This is a genomic window from Enterobacter sp. 01-M-03-SI-ECC (assembly GCF_047530215.1).
In the GTDB taxonomy this organism is placed as follows: Bacteria; Pseudomonadota; Gammaproteobacteria; order Enterobacterales; family Enterobacteriaceae; genus Enterobacter; species Enterobacter chengduensis.
Genome location: NZ_JBLKDA010000028.1, coordinates 23613 through 41385, shown reverse-complemented (window position 1 = coordinate 41385; position 17773 = coordinate 23613). Strand labels below are relative to the sequence as shown.

At 55.2% G+C, this 17773-nt stretch carries 17 protein-coding genes and 1 tRNA gene; 16 read left to right on the top strand and 2 right to left on the bottom strand.

Features of this window, described 5'->3' with window-relative positions; all coding sequences use genetic code 11:
- Window positions 1–152 precede the first annotated feature (152 nt).
- The 8 genes from ACMWKK_RS20830 to dinB all read left to right on the top strand — a co-directional run bounded on the left by ACMWKK_RS20830 (window position 153) and on the right by dinB (window position 7359).
- Window positions 153–1496, top strand: coding sequence for a Na(+)-translocating NADH-quinone reductase subunit A (locus ACMWKK_RS20830; protein ID WP_112781989.1), 1344 nt, complete (start codon window positions 153–155; stop codon window positions 1494–1496).
- 2 nt (window positions 1497–1498) lie between these two features.
- The gene (locus ACMWKK_RS20825; protein WP_045330392.1) at window positions 1499–2734 is read left to right on the top strand and encodes an NADH:ubiquinone reductase (Na(+)-transporting) subunit B; all 1236 of its coding nucleotides are present in this window, start codon (window positions 1499–1501) and stop codon (window positions 2732–2734) included.
- Entirely contained in the window at window positions 2727–3521 is a 795-nt protein-coding gene (locus tag ACMWKK_RS20820; protein ID WP_112781988.1) for a Na(+)-translocating NADH-quinone reductase subunit C, read from the top strand. The genes ACMWKK_RS20825 and ACMWKK_RS20820 overlap by 8 nt, the downstream gene beginning before the upstream one ends.
- Window positions 3514–4152: an NADH:ubiquinone reductase (Na(+)-transporting) subunit D gene (locus ACMWKK_RS20815; protein ID WP_112781987.1), complete on the top strand. Its 639-nt coding sequence runs from the start codon at window positions 3514–3516 to the stop codon at window positions 4150–4152. Before ACMWKK_RS20820 ends, ACMWKK_RS20815 begins: the two co-directional genes overlap by 8 nt.
- 6 nt (window positions 4153–4158) lie before the next feature.
- Window positions 4159–4755, top strand: a complete 597-nt coding sequence (gene nqrE / locus ACMWKK_RS20810; protein WP_112781986.1) for an NADH:ubiquinone reductase (Na(+)-transporting) subunit E — start codon at window positions 4159–4161, stop codon at window positions 4753–4755.
- A gap of 10 nt (window positions 4756–4765) precedes the next feature.
- A complete protein-coding gene (gene nqrF / locus ACMWKK_RS20805) occupies window positions 4766–5989 on the top strand; it encodes an NADH:ubiquinone reductase (Na(+)-transporting) subunit F (protein ID WP_112781985.1) in 1224 nt (407 codons plus the stop codon).
- 2 nt (window positions 5990–5991) lie between these two features.
- A complete protein-coding gene (nqrM, locus tag ACMWKK_RS20800) occupies window positions 5992–6192 on the top strand; it encodes a (Na+)-NQR maturation NqrM (RefSeq protein WP_112781984.1) in 201 nt (66 codons plus the stop codon).
- A 108-nt stretch (window positions 6193–6300) separates the two neighbouring features.
- On the top strand, window positions 6301–7359 hold the full coding sequence (dinB, locus tag ACMWKK_RS20795; RefSeq protein ID WP_045330379.1) for a DNA polymerase IV: 1059 nt from the start codon (window positions 6301–6303) through the stop codon (window positions 7357–7359).
- A gap of 55 nt (window positions 7360–7414) precedes the next feature.
- On the opposite strand, the gene pepD is transcribed toward dinB, so the two are convergent.
- Complete coding sequence (gene pepD, locus ACMWKK_RS20790; protein ID WP_112781983.1) at window positions 7415–8872, bottom strand: cytosol nonspecific dipeptidase; 1458 nt, start codon at window positions 8870–8872, stop codon at window positions 7415–7417.
- 260 nt (window positions 8873–9132) lie between these two features.
- Here pepD and gpt point away from each other — a divergent pair, with 260 nt between their 5' ends.
- The 3 genes from gpt to crl all read left to right on the top strand — a co-directional run bounded on the left by gpt (window position 9133) and on the right by crl (window position 11399).
- Entirely contained in the window at window positions 9133–9591 is a 459-nt protein-coding gene (gene gpt / locus ACMWKK_RS20785; RefSeq protein ID WP_003863205.1) for a xanthine phosphoribosyltransferase, read from the top strand.
- A gap of 104 nt (window positions 9592–9695) precedes the next feature.
- Window positions 9696–10940: an esterase FrsA gene (gene frsA / locus ACMWKK_RS20780; protein ID WP_045330371.1), complete on the top strand. Its 1245-nt coding sequence runs from the start codon at window positions 9696–9698 to the stop codon at window positions 10938–10940.
- 57 nt (window positions 10941–10997) lie between these two features.
- Window positions 10998–11399 (top strand): sigma factor-binding protein Crl, encoded by a 402-nt coding sequence (crl, locus tag ACMWKK_RS20775; RefSeq protein WP_045330370.1) that lies wholly within the window; start codon window positions 10998–11000, stop codon window positions 11397–11399.
- A gap of 135 nt (window positions 11400–11534) precedes the next feature.
- Here crl and phoE read toward each other — a convergent pair whose 3' ends face one another.
- Window positions 11535–12587, bottom strand: a complete 1053-nt coding sequence (gene phoE / locus ACMWKK_RS20770; RefSeq protein WP_112781982.1) for a phosphoporin PhoE — start codon at window positions 12585–12587, stop codon at window positions 11535–11537.
- A 304-nt stretch (window positions 12588–12891) separates the two neighbouring features.
- Here phoE and proB point away from each other — a divergent pair, with 304 nt between their 5' ends.
- The 5 genes from proB (at window position 12892) to ACMWKK_RS20745 (ending at window position 17690) form a co-directional block, all read left to right on the top strand.
- Window positions 12892–13995, top strand: a complete 1104-nt coding sequence (proB, locus tag ACMWKK_RS20765; RefSeq protein WP_008501877.1) for a glutamate 5-kinase — start codon at window positions 12892–12894, stop codon at window positions 13993–13995.
- A gap of 11 nt (window positions 13996–14006) precedes the next feature.
- Window positions 14007–15260: a glutamate-5-semialdehyde dehydrogenase gene (gene proA, locus ACMWKK_RS20760; RefSeq protein ID WP_112781981.1), complete on the top strand. Its 1254-nt coding sequence runs from the start codon at window positions 14007–14009 to the stop codon at window positions 15258–15260.
- A 111-nt stretch (window positions 15261–15371) separates the two neighbouring features.
- Window positions 15372–15447 (top strand) — tRNA-Thr (locus tag ACMWKK_RS20755).
- 165 nt (window positions 15448–15612) lie between these two features.
- On the top strand, window positions 15613–16827 hold the full coding sequence (locus ACMWKK_RS20750; protein ID WP_119173954.1) for a tyrosine-type recombinase/integrase: 1215 nt from the start codon (window positions 15613–15615) through the stop codon (window positions 16825–16827).
- Between the two features lie 143 nt (window positions 16828–16970).
- Window positions 16971–17690: a hypothetical protein gene (locus tag ACMWKK_RS20745; protein ID WP_087855513.1), complete on the top strand. Its 720-nt coding sequence runs from the start codon at window positions 16971–16973 to the stop codon at window positions 17688–17690.
- The last annotated feature ends 83 nt before the right edge of the window (window positions 17691–17773 follow it).

Below are 17773 nucleotides of genomic sequence, written 5' to 3'. Positions count from 1 at the left end.
TTTATAAACCATCAAAATCGCGATGGCGCCAGGAACTTTGCGCATTAGCTCGCAATTTGGCGCGCGCGACGGCGGATTCCCTGCCCGCGAGAAGGGGAAAATGTTACACTTCGCGGCCATTGGATTGTTGTTCATGGAAACCTGCTAACCACATGTTTAAAATCAAAAAAGGACTTGATCTGCCGATTGCAGGCGTGCCCGTGCAGCACGTTTCGACAGGCGCGAATGTCCGTCATGTCGCCATTCTGGGCGAGGACTACCTGGGTATGCGTCCTTCAATGCTGGTACAGGAGGGCGAACGCGTTATCAAAGGGCAGGCGCTCTTTGAGGATAAAAAAAATCCCGGCGTGATGTTCACGGCCCCCGCGAGCGGCACCGTTGTGGCCATCAACCGTGGCGCACGGCGCGTTCTGCAGTCGGTGGTTATCCGCATTGAGGGCGATGAACACCGTGAGTTCGCCCATTACGATGCCGCAGATCTCGCGTCGCTGAGCCGTGATGCTGTTCAGGCTCAGCTGCTGGCCTCAGGCTTATGGACTGCGCTTCGTACGCGACCCTTCAGCAAATCCCCCGTTCCGGGCACGCAACCGGTCGCGATTTTCGTTACGGCAATCGACACCAACCCGCTCAGCGTGGATCCGCAGCCGGTTATCCTGGCGCAGCGCAAAGCCTTTGATGCCGGGCTTACCGTTCTAACCCGTCTGACGTCGGGAAAAGTCCACGTTTGCCAGGCCGGCGGCGGCAAGCTCGGCGGTCATCCGCAGGGGCAGGTCACGTTTAATGAATTTTCGGGCCCGCATCCGGCGGGGCTGGTCGGTACGCACATCCATTTCCTTGAGCCCGTAAGCCTGACGAAACAGGTCTGGCATCTGAATTATCAGGACGTCATCGCCATCGGGAAACTTTTCACCACCGGTGAGCTGGACGCGGAACGCGTCATCGCCATCGGCGGGCCGCAGGCGGTAAACCCGCGCCTGGTGAAGACGCTGCTGGGCGCAGACATCAATGAGCTGCTGGTGGGGGAGACGAAAGCAGGTGAAAACCGCCTGATTTCCGGTTCGGTGCTCAGTGGCCGCCATGCTCTCCAGGCGCACGCGTACCTGGGACGTTTCCATTTGCAGGTCAGCGTTGTGCAGGAAGGGCGTGAGAAAGAGCTGTTTGGCTGGGTTCTGCCTGGCGCAGAGAAATATTCCGTCACCCGCACCACGCTGGGCCACTTCCTGCGTCATAAGCTCTTTAACTTCTCCACCAGCACGCACGGCGGCGAGCGCGCCATGGTCCCAATTGGCAACTACGAGCGCGTGATGCCGCTGGACATTCTGCCCACCGTGCTGCTGCGCGATCTCCTTGCCGGCGATACCGACGGCGCGCAGGCGCTGGGCTGTCTCGAACTGGACGAAGAAGATTTGGCGCTCTGTACCTATGTGTGTCCAGGTAAATACGAATATGGACCCGTATTGCGCGAGGTGTTAACCCGCATTGAGCAGGAAGGATAACGATGGGCTTAAAACACCTCTTTGAAAAAATTGAGCCGCACTTTACCGAAGGGAAGCTCAAAAAGTACTACCCGCTGTATGAAGCAACGGCGACCATTTTCTACACGCCCGGGCTGGTAACGAAAGGGGCGGCGCACGTTCGTGACGCCATCGACCTTAAGCGGATGATGATCCTGGTGTGGTTTGCGGTCTTCCCGGCCATGTTCTGGGGCATGTACAACGTCGGCCTGCAGACCATTCCGGCGCTGCACCACATGTACGATGCCCAGCAGCTGGCGCAGGTCATTCAGGCTGACTGGCACTATCGTCTGGCCCAGTCCTTGGGGGTAAGCTTCGCTGCAGATGCGGGCTGGATCAGCATGATGACGCTGGGCGCGGTGTTCTTCCTGCCGATTTACCTCACGGTATTTATCGTGGGTGGCTTCTGGGAAGTGCTGTTCGCCATCATCCGTAAACACGAGATCAACGAAGGCTTCTTCGTGACCTCGATTCTGTTTGCCCTGATTGTCCCCCCGACGCTGCCGCTCTGGCAGGCGGCGCTGGGCATCAGTTTCGGCGTGGTGATGGCCAAAGAGATCTTCGGCGGCACCGGGCGGAACTTCCTCAACCCGGCGCTGGCGGGACGCGCGTTTCTGTTCTTTGCCTATCCGGCGCAAATCTCGGGCGACCTGGTCTGGACGGCGGCGGACGGTTTTTCCGGCGCGACGCCGCTTTCACAGTGGGCGGCACGCGGCGGCGAAACGCTGGTGAACAACGCAACGGGTCAGCCAGTTACCTGGTTTGATGCCTTTATTGGCAACATACCGGGCTCCATCGGGGAAGTCTCGACCCTGATGATTTTGCTGGGCGGCGCGATCATTCTTTTCGGTCGCGTGGCCTCCTGGCGGATTGTGGCGGGCGTGATGATCGGCATGGTGCTGACCGCCACCCTGTTTAACCTCATCGGTTCCACCACCAACCCGATGTTCTCCATGCCGTGGTACTGGCATCTGGTGCTGGGTGGCTTCGCATTCGGCATGATGTTCATGGCGACGGACCCCGTCTCGGCCTCGTTTACCGACAAAGGTAAATGGAGCTATGGCGTGCTCATTGGCGCGATGTGTGTCCTCATCCGCGTGGTCAACCCGGCGTACCCGGAAGGGATGATGCTGGCCATTCTGTTTGCCAACCTGTTTGCGCCACTCTTCGATTACCTGGTGGTGCGGGCCAATATCAAGCGGAGGAAGGCGCGTGGCTGAGGTTAAAAATAACGACAGCATCAGCAAAACGCTGCTGGTGGTGCTGGTGCTCTGTCTGGTCTGTTCGATAGTCGTGGCCGGTTCTGCGGTGGGGTTAAAACCCCTGCAGCAGAAGCAGCGTGCGCTGGATAAACAGCGCAACATCCTGGCCGTCGCCGGGCTGATGCAGGACGGGATGAGCGCGGACGACGTTTCGGCCGTCTTTGCCGAACGTATTTCGGCGCGTCTGGTGGATTTAAAAACGGGTGAACTGCTGGATAAAGACCCGGCAACATTCAACCAGGCGCTGGCGCTGAAAGATCCGCAGATGAGCCTGACGCTGGAGGCATCGCACGATCCCGCCGGGATTAAGCGTCGCAGCAACCTTGCCGAAATCTATCTGGTTCGCGATGCTCAAAAACGCATTCAGGAAGTAGTGCTGCCGATTTACGGTAACGGGCTGTGGTCAATGATGTACGCCTTTGTGGCGCTGGACACCGATGGCCGCACGGTTAAAGGCATCACCTATTACGATCAGGGCGAAACGCCGGGGCTGGGTGGCGAAGTAGAAAACCCTAACTGGCGGGCACAGTTCGTCGGCAAGAAAGTGCTCGACGATAGCGGCCAGCCTGCGCTGAAGGTGATGAAAGGGGCGGCTCGTCCGGGCGACGACTACGCCGTTGACGGGCTTTCCGGCGCCACGCTGACATCAAAAGGCGTGCAGCACAGTTTTGATTTCTGGATGGGCGAGCTGGGCTTTGGTCCTTTCCTGAAAAACGTACGTGAAGGAGCGCTGAACAATGGCTGATACCGGTGAACGAAAAGAAGTTAAAAAGGTGCTCATTGGCCCACTGTTAGCCAATAACCCGATCACGCTCCAGGTGCTGGGCGTCTGTTCGGCCCTGGCGGTGACAACCAAGCTGGAAACGGCGGTGGTAATGACGCTGGCGGTCACGCTGGTCACGGCATTCTCCAGCATGTTTATCTCGATGATCCGCCACCACATCCCCAACAGCGTGAGGATCATCGTTCAGATGGCGATCATCGCCTCGCTGGTGATCGTAGTCGATCAGCTGCTGCGCGCTTTTGCCTACGAAACATCAAAACAGCTTTCGGTGTTTGTCGGCCTGATTATTACCAACTGTATCGTGATGGGGCGTGCGGAAGCCTACGCCATGAAAATGCCGCCGCTGGCGAGCTTCATGGACGGTATCGGCAACGGCCTGGGCTACGGCGCGATCCTGCTGACCGTGGGATTCCTGCGCGAGCTGATCGGCAGCGGCAAGCTGTTTGGCATCACGGTGCTGGACACGGTGCAAAACGGCGGCTGGTATCTGCCAAACGGCCTGTTCCTGCTGGCCCCTAGCGCATTTTTCATTATCGGTTTGCTGATCTGGCTGATTCGTACGTTGAGACCAGAACAGCAGGAAAAGGAGTAACCGACAATGGCTCATTACCTGAGTTTGTTTGTGCGCGCGGTGTTTGTTGAAAACATGGCGCTCGCGTTTTTCCTCGGCATGTGTACGTTCCTTGCGGTTTCCAAAAAAGTGTCGACGGCGTTTGGTCTGGGTATTGCGGTTACCGTGGTGCTCGGCTTATCCGTACCGATTAACAATCTGGTCTACAACTTTGTGCTGCGGGACGGCGCGCTGGTGGAAGGGGTCGATCTCAGCTTCCTGAACTTCATCACCTTTATCGGGGTGATTGCAGCGCTGGTGCAAATCCTCGAGATGATCCTCGATAAGTACTTCCCGTCGCTGTTCAACGCGCTGGGGATCTTCCTGCCGCTGATCGCCGTAAACTGCGCCATCTTTGGCGGCGTCTCGTTTATGGTTCAGCGTGATTACAACTTCAGTGAATCCGTGGTGTACGGTTTCGGTTCCGGCATCGGCTGGATGCTGGCGATTGTCACCATGGCGGGGATCCGCGAGAAAATGAAATATGCCAACGTGCCTGCGGGCCTGCGTGGCTTAGGGATCACCTTTATCACCACCGGTCTGATGGCGCTGGGCTTTATGTCCTTCTCCGGTGTGCAGCTATAAGGGCTAACAGATGGAAATAATCCTTGGCGTGGTGATGTTCACGCTGATTGTACTGGTGCTGTCAGGGTTGATTCTGGCGGCGCGGGCGAAGCTTGTGAATTCCGGCGACGTGGTGATTGATATTAACGACGATCCGCAGAATCAGATCCGCACGCCTGCGGGAGATAAGCTGCTCAACACGCTCTCCGGTAACGGCATTTTTGTCTCCTCAGCCTGCGGCGGCGGCGGTTCCTGCGGACAGTGCCGCGTGACGGTAAAAGAGGGCGGCGGCGATATTCTGCCGACGGAACTGTCGCATATCTCGAAGCGTGAAGCGAAAGAGGGCTGCCGTCTGGCCTGCCAGGTCGCGGTGCGCCAGAACATGAAGATTGAGCTGCCGGAAGAGATCTTCGGCGTGAAAAAATGGGAGTGCGAGGTTATCTCTAACGATAACAAGGCCACCTTTATCAAAGAGCTCAAGCTGCGGGTACCGGAAGGGGAAGATGTGCCGTTCCGCGCCGGGGGATACATTCAGATTGAATGTCCTGAGCATACCGTGGCCTATGCGGACTTCGACGTGCCGGACGAGTACCGCGCCGACTGGGACAAATTTAATCTCTTCCGCTTTGTCTCTGAGGTAAAAGAGCCGACGCTGCGCGCCTACTCGATGGCCAACTACCCGGAAGAGAAGGGCATTATCATGCTCAACGTGCGTATCGCCACGCCGCCGCCAAACGTGCCGGATGCGCCGCCGGGCGTGATGTCGTCATACATCTGGTCCCTGAAGCCTGGCGATAAGGTGACCATCTCCGGTCCGTTCGGCGAGTTCTTCACGAAAGATACCGACGCGGAAATGGTCTTTATCGGCGGCGGTGCCGGTATGGCCCCGATGCGATCGCACATCTTTGACCAGCTCAAGCGTCTCGGCAGCAAGCGCAAAATCAGCTTCTGGTACGGGGCGCGTTCCCTGCGCGAGATGTTCTATGATGATGAGTTCGAACAGCTGGCGCGAGATAATCCGAACTTTACTTTCCACGTGGCGCTTTCCGATCCGCAGCCGGAAGATAACTGGACGGGCTACACGGGGTTCATCCACAACGTGCTGTATGAAAACTACCTCAAGCAGCACCCGGCGCCGGAAGACTGCGAGTTCTATATGTGTGGTCCACCGATGATGAACGCCGCCGTGATTAAGATGCTGAAAGACCTCGGCGTCGAAGATGAGAACATCATGCTTGATGACTTTGGAGGCTGATAATGCTGACGTTTCTGGCAACCTTCGTGGTTTTTGTGCTTGTCATCTTCGGTATGTCGTTAGGTTGGATCGTTAAGCGGAAAAGCATTCAGGGCAGCTGCGGCGGTATTTCCTCCCTTGGGATGGAAAAGGTCTGCGACTGCCCTGAGCCGTGCGATGCGCGGAAAAAAAGAATGGCCCGCGAGCAGCAGCGCATTATTTAATTTTTTGTAGGCCGGGTAAGGCAAAGCCGCCACCCGGCATTCTTACATCTGCTTCTCAATTCTCATTTATTTACTGTATACTTATCCAGTGATGAGTGAGGGCTTACTATGCGCAAAATAATCCATGTCGATATGGACTGCTTTTTTGCCGCAGTGGAGATGCGAGACAACCCGGCGCTGCGGGATATTCCCATCGCTATTGGCGGCAGCCGCGTTCAGCGTGGCGTCATCAGCACCGCCAACTATCCCGCACGCAAATTTGGCGTGCGCAGCGCGATGCCGACGGCGATGGCCCTAAAGCTTTGCCCTCATCTCACGCTTCTGCCCGGCCGGTTTGAAGCCTACAAAGAGGCTTCTCTTCATATTCGGGAGATCTTCTCCCGCTATACCTCTCTGATAGAGCCGCTTTCGCTGGACGAAGCCTATCTGGATGTGACCGACAGCGTGCACTGCCACGGCTCCGCCACGCTGATGGCGCAGGAAATCCGCCAGACGATTTTCAACGAGCTAAATCTGACGGCATCGGCGGGTGTCGCTCCCGTTAAATTCCTTGCCAAAATCGCCTCCGATTTAAATAAGCCCAACGGTCAGTACGTCATCACCCCGGAAGAGGTGCCCGCATTTTTAAAAACGCTGCCGCTCGGCAAAATCCCCGGCGTCGGGAAAGTCTCCGCCGCAAAGCTGGAAAGCATGGGGTTACGCACCTGCGAAGACGTGCAGCGAAGCGACCTCGCCATGCTGCTCAAGCGTTTTGGTAAGTTTGGCCGCGTGCTGTGGGAGCGCAGCCAGGGGATTGACGATCGCGACGTAAACAGCGAACGGCTGCGGAAATCCGTGGGGGTTGAGCGCACCCTCATTGAAGATATTCATGACTGGTCCGAATGCGAGACCATTATCACGGAACAGCTTTACCCGGAGCTGGAGCGACGCTTAAGCAAGGTAAAGCCGGACCTGCTCATTGCACGTCAGGGCATCAAGCTTAAATTCAACGACTTCCAGCAGACCACGCAGGAACACGTCTGGCCGCGTCTGAACAAAGACGATCTTGTCGCGACGGCGAAAAAGGCATGGGAAGAACGCCGGGGCGGGCGAGGGGTGAGGCTGGTGGGGTTGCACGTCACGCTGCTTGATCCGCAGCTGGAACGTCAGCTGGTATTAGGGTTGTAGAGTGTTGTAATCGTAGGCCCGGTAAGCATCGCGCCACCGGGCATCAAACGGCGAATTACTTCGCAGGAATCGCTTTAAGCAGTTCAGTCAGCAGGGTCCAATAATGGCCCACGCTTTCGATATGAACCTGCTCATCCGGCGAGTGCGGACCGGTAATGGTTGGCCCGATAGACACCATATCCATATCCGGATACGGTTTCTTGAACAGACCGCATTCCAGACCCGCGTGGATCACCTGAATGTTCGGCGTGCTGTTGAACAGACGCTGGTAGGTTTCGCGCACCAGCGCCATCACCGGAGAGCTTGCATCCGGCTGCCAGCCCGGGTAGCTGCCTTTGGCGGAGGTTTTCGCACCGGCCAGCGCGCCCAGAGATTCCAGCATGCTCACCACGTACTCTTTACCGCTGTCGATAAGGGAGCGGATCAGGCAGATGATTTCCGCGCTGTCGTCACTCATGGTCACCACGCCCACGTTCAGGGAGGTTTCCACCACGCCTTTCGCCACGTCTGAGTTGCGGATCACGCCGTTTGGCGTGGCGTTCAGCAGCTGAACGAAGGTGTCACGAGACTGCGCGGTCAGCGCGGCTTTATCCGTGGAGACGGATTCCAGCACCACGATCAGGTTCTTCTCTTTCGCCGACAGTTCGTTTTTCAGGATATCCAGGTACACGCTGGAGAGTTTTTTCAGCTCGTCGGCTTTTGCCGCCGGTACTGCCACGGTGGCGAAGGCTTCGCGCGGGATCGCGTTGCGCAGGGTACCGCCGTTGAAGTCCACCAGACGCAGGTCCAACTCGGCCGCATGGCCTGCCAGGAAGCGCGCCAGCAGCTTGTTGGCGTTGCCCAGACCCAGGTGAATATCGCCGCCGGAGTGGCCGCCTTTCAGCCCTTTCAGCGTCAGCTTGAAGGTCTGGAAGCCCGCAGGAATCGCTTCGCGTGACAGCGGCAGAGTAGAGATGAAATCAATCCCGCCCGCGCAGCCCATGTAGATCTCACCTTCTTCTTCAGAGTCGGTGTTGATCAGGATATCCGCCTGCAGCCAGTTCGCCTGCAGACCGAACGCGCCGTCCATGCCCGCTTCTTCGGTCATGGTCAGCAGCACTTCCAGTGGGCCGTGCTCAACGCTGTCGTCGGCCAGCACCGCCAGCGCAGAGGCCATGCCGATGCCGTTATCCGCGCCCAGGGTGGTGCCGCGCGCTTTCACCCAGTCACCGTCGATGTAGGGTTGAATCGGGTCTTTAGTGAAGTCGTGAACGGTGTCGTTGTTCTTCTGTGGCACCATGTCCAGGTGCGCCTGCAGCACAACCGGCTTGCGGTTTTCCATGCCAGCGGTAGCGGGCTTGCGGATCAGAATGTTGCCAACCTGGTCGCGTTCCGCGTGCAGGCCTTTTTCCTTCGCCCAGCCCATAATATGTTCGGCAAGCTGTTCTTCATGGTAGGAAGGGTGTGGAATGGAGCAGATTTTGGCAAAAATATCCCACAGCGGCTGCGGAGATAATTGAGACAGTTCAGACACGATAAGTCTCCTTGTCGAGGCGCTGCAAACAGGGTTGCAGGCCACAGGGTTAGCAGGTTAATAGTTACCACAAGTCAGGCTTGCGAGATGAATCTGAGAATACCACTTTCTCTGCTGGCTGGTAGCATAAAGCATGTAAAAACTGAGGCAGAAGGCGCTAAACACTGGTTTTTAGTGCGTCAGATCTCTATAATCTCGCGCAACCTATTTCCCCCTCGAACACTTTTTAAGCCGTATAAAAACAGGCTGGGACACTTCACATGAGCGAAAAATACGTCGTCACCTGGGACATGTTGCAGATTCACGCACGCAAACTGGCTGCGCGTCTGATGCCTTCCGAACAGTGGAAAGGCATTATTGCCGTCAGCCGTGGCGGTCTGGTACCGGGGGCGCTGCTGGCACGTGAGCTGGGTATTCGTCATGTCGATACCGTTTGCATCTCCAGCTATGACCACGACAACCAGCGTGAGCTGAAAGTGCTGAAACGCGCGGAAGGCGACGGTGAAGGCTTTATCGTTATCGACGATCTGGTGGACACCGGCGGTACTGCGGTCGCTATCCGCGAAATGTATCCGAAAGCACATTTCGTCACGATCTTCGCGAAGCCTGCTGGCCGCCCGCTGGTTGACGATTACGTCATTGATATCCCGCAGGATACCTGGATTGAACAGCCATGGGATATGGGCGTGGTCTTCGTACCGCCTATTTCAGGCCGTTAATACCCGTACGTATCTTTACACGCCCGGCTCTGTCGGGCGTTGTTCTTTTTGGCCTGCCACGCGTTACAATAGTCTCCATATGACGTATTCATGGAGGCAACGCAATGACGCAGGCGAATCTCACCGAGACTCTCTTCAAACCCCGTTTCAAACACCCTGAAACGTCGACGCTGGTGCGTCGCTTTAATCCGGGTATCCAGCCTGCCGTCCAGTCCGCGTTAGACGGCAAAAACGTGCCCCACTGGTATCGCATGATTAACCGCCTGATGTGGATCTGGCGCGGTATCGATCCCCGTGAAATCCTTGACGTGCAGGCGCGTATCGTAATGAGTGAAGCAGAACGTACCGACAGCGAACTCTACGATACGGTGGTGGGCTACCGCGGCGGAAACTGGATCTACGAGTGGTCTAAGCAGGCGATGCTCTGGCAGCAAAAAGCCAGCCAGGAAGAGGATGCCACGCGCAGCGGCAAGCACTGGCTGCACGCCGCTAATCTCTACGGCATTGCCGCGTACCCGCATTTAAAAGGGGACGAACTGGCTGAGCAGGCTCAGGCGCTGGCGAATCGTGCCTACGAAGAGGCGGCTCAACGCCTGCCGGGCCAGATGCGCGAGCTTGAGTTTACCATTCCGGGTGGGGCATCCGTTACCGGGTTCCTGCATATGCCCGAAGGTGAAGGTCCGTTCCCGACCGTCCTTATGTGCGGCGGGCTGGATTCGCTGCAAATCGATTATTACAGCCTGTATGAGCGCTACTTCGCACCAAAAGGGATCGCGATGCTGACGCTGGATATGCCCTCAATCGGCTTCTCCTCCAAATGGAAGCTCACTCAGGATTCCAGCCTGCTGCACCAGCATGCGCTAAAAGCGCTGGAAAACATTCCGTGGGTTGACCACACCCGCGTGGCGGCATTTGGCTTCCGCTTTGGCGCAAACGTCGCGGTGCGTCTGGCCTACCTTGAATCATCTCGCCTGAAAGCCGTCGCCTGCCTGGGGCCGGTAGTTCACGCCCTGTTAAGCGATCCCGCACGCCAGGGAAGCGTCCCTGAAATGTACCTTGACGTGCTGGCCAGCCGTCTTGGCATGCATGATGCATCAGACGAAGCGCTGCGCGTTGAGCTCAACCGCTACTCATTAAAAACGCAGGGGTTACTGGGGCGTCGCTGCCCAACGCCGATGCTGTCCGGTTTCTGGAAAAACGATCCGTTCAGTCCGGAAGAGGAGTCGCGCTTAATCACTTCGTCATCTGCCGATGGCAAATTGCTTGAAGTGCCGTTCAGCCCGGTCTATCAGAATTTCGACAAAGCGCTGAAAGAGATTACGCGCTGGATCGCGCAGAGAGTGTGTTAATAGATTGCTAAATTTCGCTGGTTTGGTAAAACAGTGGCTTCACAAAAGGAGATCGCAATGACGTTACCGAGTGGACACCCGAAAAGTAGGCTGATTAAGAAGTTTATGGCTCTCGGCCCGTATATTCGAGAAGAGCAGTGTGAAGAGAATCGCTTTTTTTTCGACTGCCTGGCCGTATGCGTCAACGTGAAGCCTGCACCCGAAAAACGTGAATTCTGGGGCTGGTGGATGGAAATGGAAGCAGAGGAAAAACGCTTTACGTATAGCTATCAGTTTGGTCTGTTTAATAAAGACGGCAACTGGCAGGCCACGACCATTAAAGATCAGGAAGTGATTGACCGCCTGGAATATACGCTAAAAGAGTTCCACGCTAAGGCAAGCGCGCTGCTGGCAACCCTGGATCTCAAGTTCGAGCCCGCGGATGACTTTTCCAGCGAAGCGGTGAAGCTGACTGCCTGATGGCGTCATAGCACCGGGTGGCGGCTTTGCCTTAGCCGGCCTATACAATGCACTATCCCGTAGGCCCGGTAAGCGCAGCGCCACCGGGCAAAAAAATCCCGGCAGATCTGCCGGGATTTTCTTATCCGGAAAATATTAGAACTGGTAGGTCATACCCAGGGCAACGATGTCATCGCTGCTCACGCCCAGTTTATTCTTGTCGTCAATCTGGTTGATTTTATAATCAACAAACGCGGACATATTTTTGTTGAAGTAATAGGTCGCGCCAACGTCAATATATTTCACCAGATCTTCGTCACCAATCCCTTCGATATCTTTGCCTTTAGACTGGACGTAGCCCAGGGACGGACGCAGGCCAAAGTCGAACTGATATTGTGCGACCACTTCAAAGTTCTGTGCTTTATTTGCGAACCCGCCTGAAATTGGCGTCATATTGCGGGTTTCAGAATACATTGCAGCCAGGTAAATATCGTTTGCGTCATATTTCAGACCGGTAGCCCAGGCTTCTGCTTTCTGGCCCTGTCCACGCGCCAGCAGGTTCTGTGCATTGGTGCGGTCAGAGCTGGTGTAGGCGCCGCTGACGGCGAAATCGCTGCCGCCGAAGTCATAGGTCAGAGAGGTACCAAAACCGTCACCGTTCTGTTTCTTGGCGTCACGGTTTTCGTTTTTGCCCTGGTACTGCAGCGTCATGTCCAGGCCGTCAACCGCGCCGAAGAAGTCGGTATTGCGGTAGGTTGCCAGACCAGTCGCACGCTTGGTCATGAAGTTATCGGTCTGCGCGGAAGAGTCGCCGCCGAACTCAGGGAACATATCGGTCCAGGCTTCGACGTCATACAGGGCACCCAGGTTACGACCGTAATCCAAAGAACCAAAGTTTTTCAGCTTCAGGCCCGCGAACGCCAGACGCGTCTTCTGAGAGGAGTCGCTTTCGGCTTTGTTACCGGCAAATTCAGATTCCCAGCGGCCATAGCCCGTCAGCTGATCGTTAATCTGGGTTTCGCCTTTAAAACCGAAACGAACGTACGTCTGGTCACCGTCTTTGGTGGCATCATCGCTGATGTAGTGCATGGCTTTCACTTTGCCGTACACGTCCAGCTTATTACCATTTTTATTATAAACTTCAGCTGCGTGAACGGATGCAGAAGCCACTACGCCCATAACCATTAATGCCAGAGTGCTCTTTTTCATTTTCGATCCTGTCTTATAAACGCGCTAAAAAATTCGCTGGACGATAAGCTCATGCTTAAGTCCCGTGAAAAAACAGGAAGGGTTTTATCGTTCTGAAATGAAACTTTTATGACAAACTAAGAATAATTTTAAAAAACTGTGATTTATTATTTCGGTAATAAAAGTGTCAAATTCTCCCGCTACGCTTCCTGATCCCGCGCAACAAAGTGTTTCGCGATGTGCTAAGGCAGTTGGCAACGGGGCTGACTCCTGTTAAAACGTTCGTTTGACATTACTTTCCCTTATCGTTGAACGGCAGAGAATCATGAGTGACAGCCAGACGCTGGTGGTAAAACTCGGTACCAGTGTGTTAACAGGCGGATCGCGCCGCCTAAATCGCGCCCACATTGTTGAGCTTGTACGTCAGTGCGCTCAGTTACATGCCGCAGGGCATCGTATTGTGATTGTGACCTCCGGGGCGATTGCCGCCGGGCGTGAACACCTGGGTTACCCCGAACTCCCCGCGACGATCGCCTCCAAACAGCTGCTGGCCGCCGTGGGGCAAAGCCGACTCATTCAGCTCTGGGAACAGCTGTTCTCTATCTATGGCATCCACGTCGGGCAGATGCTGCTGACGCGTGCCGATATGGAAGACCGCGAGCGCTTCCTGAACGCCCGCGATACCCTGCGCGCGCTGCTGGACAACAATATCGTTCCGGTTATTAACGAGAACGACGCCGTTGCTACCGCTGAAATCAAAGTGGGTGATAACGATAACCTCTCCGCGCTGGCCGCCATTCTGGCCGGAGCGGATAAATTACTGCTTCTGACCGATCAGCAGGGGCTGTTCACCGCCGATCCTCGCTCCAACCCGGAAGCCGAGCTGATTACCGACGTTCACGGCATCGACGATGCGCTGCGCGCCATCGCCGGTGACAGCGTGTCCGGCCTCGGAACGGGCGGAATGGGAACCAAGCTGCAGGCCGCCGACGTGGCGTGCCGTGCCGGTATCGACACCATCATTGCAGCGGGCAGCCGCCCTGGCGTGATTGGCGACGTGATGGAAGGCATCTCTGTCGGCACCCGCTTTCACGCCCAGGAATCCCCGCTGGAAAACCGTAAACGCTGGATATTTGGCGCGCCGCCTGCGGGTGAACTCGTCGTCGATGAAGGGGCGACCGCCGCGATTCTGGAACGAGGAAGCTCATTACTTCCTAAAGGAATTAAAAGCGTGACAGGCAACTTCTCCCGTGGTGAAGTGATCCGCATCCGTAACCTCGAAGGCCGCGACATCGCCCACGGCGTAAGCCGCTATAACAGCGATGCCCTGCGCCGCATCGCGGGTCACCATTCGCAGCAGATCGACGCCATTCTGGGCTATGAATATGGCCCGGTTGCCGTACACCGCGATGACATGATTATTCGTTAAGGAGCCAGAACATGCTGGAACAAATGGGCGCTGCCGCGAAGGCTGCCTCTTACAAACTGGCGCTCCTTTCCAGCCGCGAGAAAAACCGCGTGCTGGAAAAAATCGCTGATTATCTGGAATCGCAATCCGCTGAGATCCTGCGAGCCAATGAACAGGATTTAGCTGAGGCGCGTGAAAACGGCCTGAGCGAAGCAATGCTCGACCGCCTGGCGTTGACGCCAGCGCGCCTGAAAGGCATCGCCGACGATGTCCGCCAGGTCTGCAACCTGGCCGACCCGGTAGGGCAGGTGATCGACGGCGGGCTGCTCGACAGCGGTTTACGCCTGGAGCGCCGCCGCGTGCCGCTCGGCGTCATCGGCGTGATTTATGAAGCTCGTCCCAACGTGACGGTGGATGTCGCGTCTCTGTGCCTGAAAACCGGCAACGCCGCCATTCTGCGCGGTGGGAAAGAGACCTGGCGTACCAACGCCGCGACGGTGAAAGTCATTCAGCAGGCGCTGGAAGAGTGCGGCTTACCGGCCGGTGCCGTACAGGCGATCGAGAGCCCGGACCGCGCGCTGGTCAATGAAATGCTGCGCATGGACAAATACATCGACATGCTGATCCCACGCGGCGGAGCGGGCCTGCACAAGCTGTGCCGCGAGCAGTCGACGATTCCGGTGATCACCGGCGGTATCGGCGTGTGCCATATCGTGGTGGACGACAGCGCTGAAATTGCACCGGCGCTGAAGATTATTGTGAACGCGAAAACCCAGCGTCCAAGCACCTGTAACACCGTAGAAACGCTGCTGGTGCATCAGGGGATTGCGAACACCTTCCTGCCCGCTCTGAGCAAACGGATGGCAGAGAGCGGCGTGACGCTCCACGCTGACGCCAACGCGCTCGCGCTGCTGCAGGATGGTCCGGCAAACGTGGTTCCTGTACAGGCGGAACAGTATGACGACGAGTTCCTGTCGCTGGATCTGAACGTGAAAATCGTTACCGATCTCGACGACGCCATTGCGCACATCCGTGAACACGGCACGCAGCATTCCGACGCGATTCTGACGCGTACCTTGCGCAATGCCGATCGCTTCGTGAATGAGGTGGACTCCTCGGCGGTGTATGTGAACGCCTCCACCCGCTTCACCGACGGCGGCCAGTTTGGCCTCGGCGCTGAGGTGGCGGTCAGCACGCAGAAACTGCACGCGCGCGGTCCGATGGGGCTGGAAGCGCTGACCACCTACAAGTGGATCGGCTTCGGTGACGATACGATTCGTGCGTAAATAATCACGGGTGATGCAAAAATAGCCGTTTGATTCAAAAGGGCATTGACGCATCACCCGGATAGATCTAACCTTTTGCCCCGTGGTTACACTCGTAACCGGCCTCTCAGGGCCGATATAGCTCAGTTGGTAGAGCAGCGCATTCGTAATGCGAAGGTCGTAGGTTCGACTCCTATTATCGGCACCATTCAAACATCTTCTAACGTCTACTAAAGTTCACTCAAACCCCTTATACTCTGCATTGTGTCGCTCCTGATAGTATTTTTACGTCTACTGACATACCCCAAAATCTACATGCTTCTGGGGGTACATTCGGGGGTATGTGCTGTTCGGTCTTGTGGAGATACCCCCAATGAAGCTCAACGCCCGCCAGGTTGATACCGCTAAACCAAAAGATAAACCCTATAAACTTGCTGATGGTGGTGGGCTTTATCTTCTGGTTAACCCAAATGGCGCACGATACTGGCGGCTTAAGTATCGTGTGGCAGGCAAAGAAAAGCTGCTGGCTCTGGGAGTATATCCAGACGTTACCCTTGCTGATGCGCGAGCTAAACGTGATGAGGCAAAAAGGGGTATCGCTGGGGGTATCGATCCCAACGAAGCGAAACGGGAAGAAAAGATAGCCCGAGAGGCAAATGTCAGGAATACGTTTCAGGAAATTGCCTGTGAATGGCACTCCAGCAAACTATACAAATGGTCTGAGGGGTACGCCTCAGACATTATGGAGGCATTCAATAAAGATGTTTTTCCGTACATTGGTAAAAAACCAATCTCGGAAATCAAGCCGCTCGAATTGCTTAATGTGCTTCGCCGAATGGAGGGGCGAGGGGCAACGGAGAAGGCTAAGAAGGTTAGGCAGCGCTGCGGTGAAGTCTTCCGCTATGCCATTGTCACCGGACGGGCTGAATACAACCCAGCGCCAGATCTCACCAGCGCTATGCAGGGGCATGAATCCAGCCACTATCCTTTCCTGAATGCGCCTGAGCTTCCCGCATTTTTTGAGGCGCTATCACGTTACTCAGGTAGTGAGCTGGTGGTATTGGCCGCGCGTTTGCTGATCATCACTGGTTTAAGAACAGGTGAACTCCGAGGAGCTACATGGCAGGAAATCGACGTTGATGCTGCTGTTTGGGAGATTCCGGCGGAACGAATGAAGATGCGCCGCCCACACATCGTGCCATTGTCATTACAGGCGCAAGCAATAATCATGCGTATCCGGGAAATGACAGGTCGCTATCCCTATATATTCCCTGGGCGTAATGATCCGCGTAAAACCATGAGTGAAGCCAGCATTAACCAGGTTTTTAAACGCATCGGGTATGCCGGGAGAGTAACAGGCCACGGTTTCCGCCACACCATGAGTACCATTCTCCACGAACAGGGCTATAACACCGCATGGATTGAAACGCAGCTCGCCCACGTCGATAAAAACTCTATTCGAGGCACATACAACCACGCTCAATATCTCGATGGCCGCCGGGAAATGCTTCAATGGTATGCCGACTATATGGATGCGCTGGAACACCGTGAAAACGTGGTTCACGGGCGTTTTGGTAAATCCTCATGACTGGTCGAATAGACAGTTATTCTATACCGGGGTAGACTTCTGTAGATGAACAAAGAATAGGCTATGTCTAGGCTGATCACCAAAAACCCGTATACCTCTGCGGGGAGGCATCGCCGCCAAAATTAGAGGGTGCGAGGTAGAATATGCCTGTTGTTGAAAACCTTCCTGATCTATCTCATTGGAAAACAGTACAGGAGTTTAGTATTACCCAGGCTGCGTTATTGCTTGCGGGAATTGACCCCTATGATTATGCAAATGGTCTTGAGGGAGTTAGAAGTACTCGTCATGAACGTTGGAAAATGGCTTGGGGAATATCCGAAGGGATCATAAGTGCTATCCGTCGTGGGGTGTTAACTCCAGTTCAATGTCTTTCGGTTAGATGGATCGGTGATGAATGGAATGGCTGTGAAGAATTTTATGAAATTAAGCCAACTGATCGTAAAAGTGACATATCAAAAGATAAAACAATAATTACTCGTGATTCACTATTTATGTGGGTTGAAAATGAGCGCGTTGATTTTGTACGTAAGCCATCCCCAGATAAAATAATTTCTTTCAGTTGTGAAACTATCTCCGATCAAAATGTTATTGATGTTGTTCCAGAGAAAAATGATGTTGGCATTCTATTACTTCCCAAATATGAACATCAAAGTGAAGGTTTGGAATTCGTTCAGGATGCTATAAAGGAACTTTGGTCAACTTATGATGAAGACGACCCCCAGACAGCTCCAACAAAAAAAGAAGTAATTGATTACTTGACGGAACGGGGGGCAGGTAAAAATATGGCGGAGGCGGTGAACCTTGTTTTACGCCCATCCTGTCTGCAAGGCATAGGAAGAAGGATAAAAAAATCAAAAGGATAGTGTGTGCCTACCATTCATGAGTAATGGTGGGTGCTCTACATGATTTTTCGTGGCATTAGTCATCATAAGTGTGTTTTACCTAC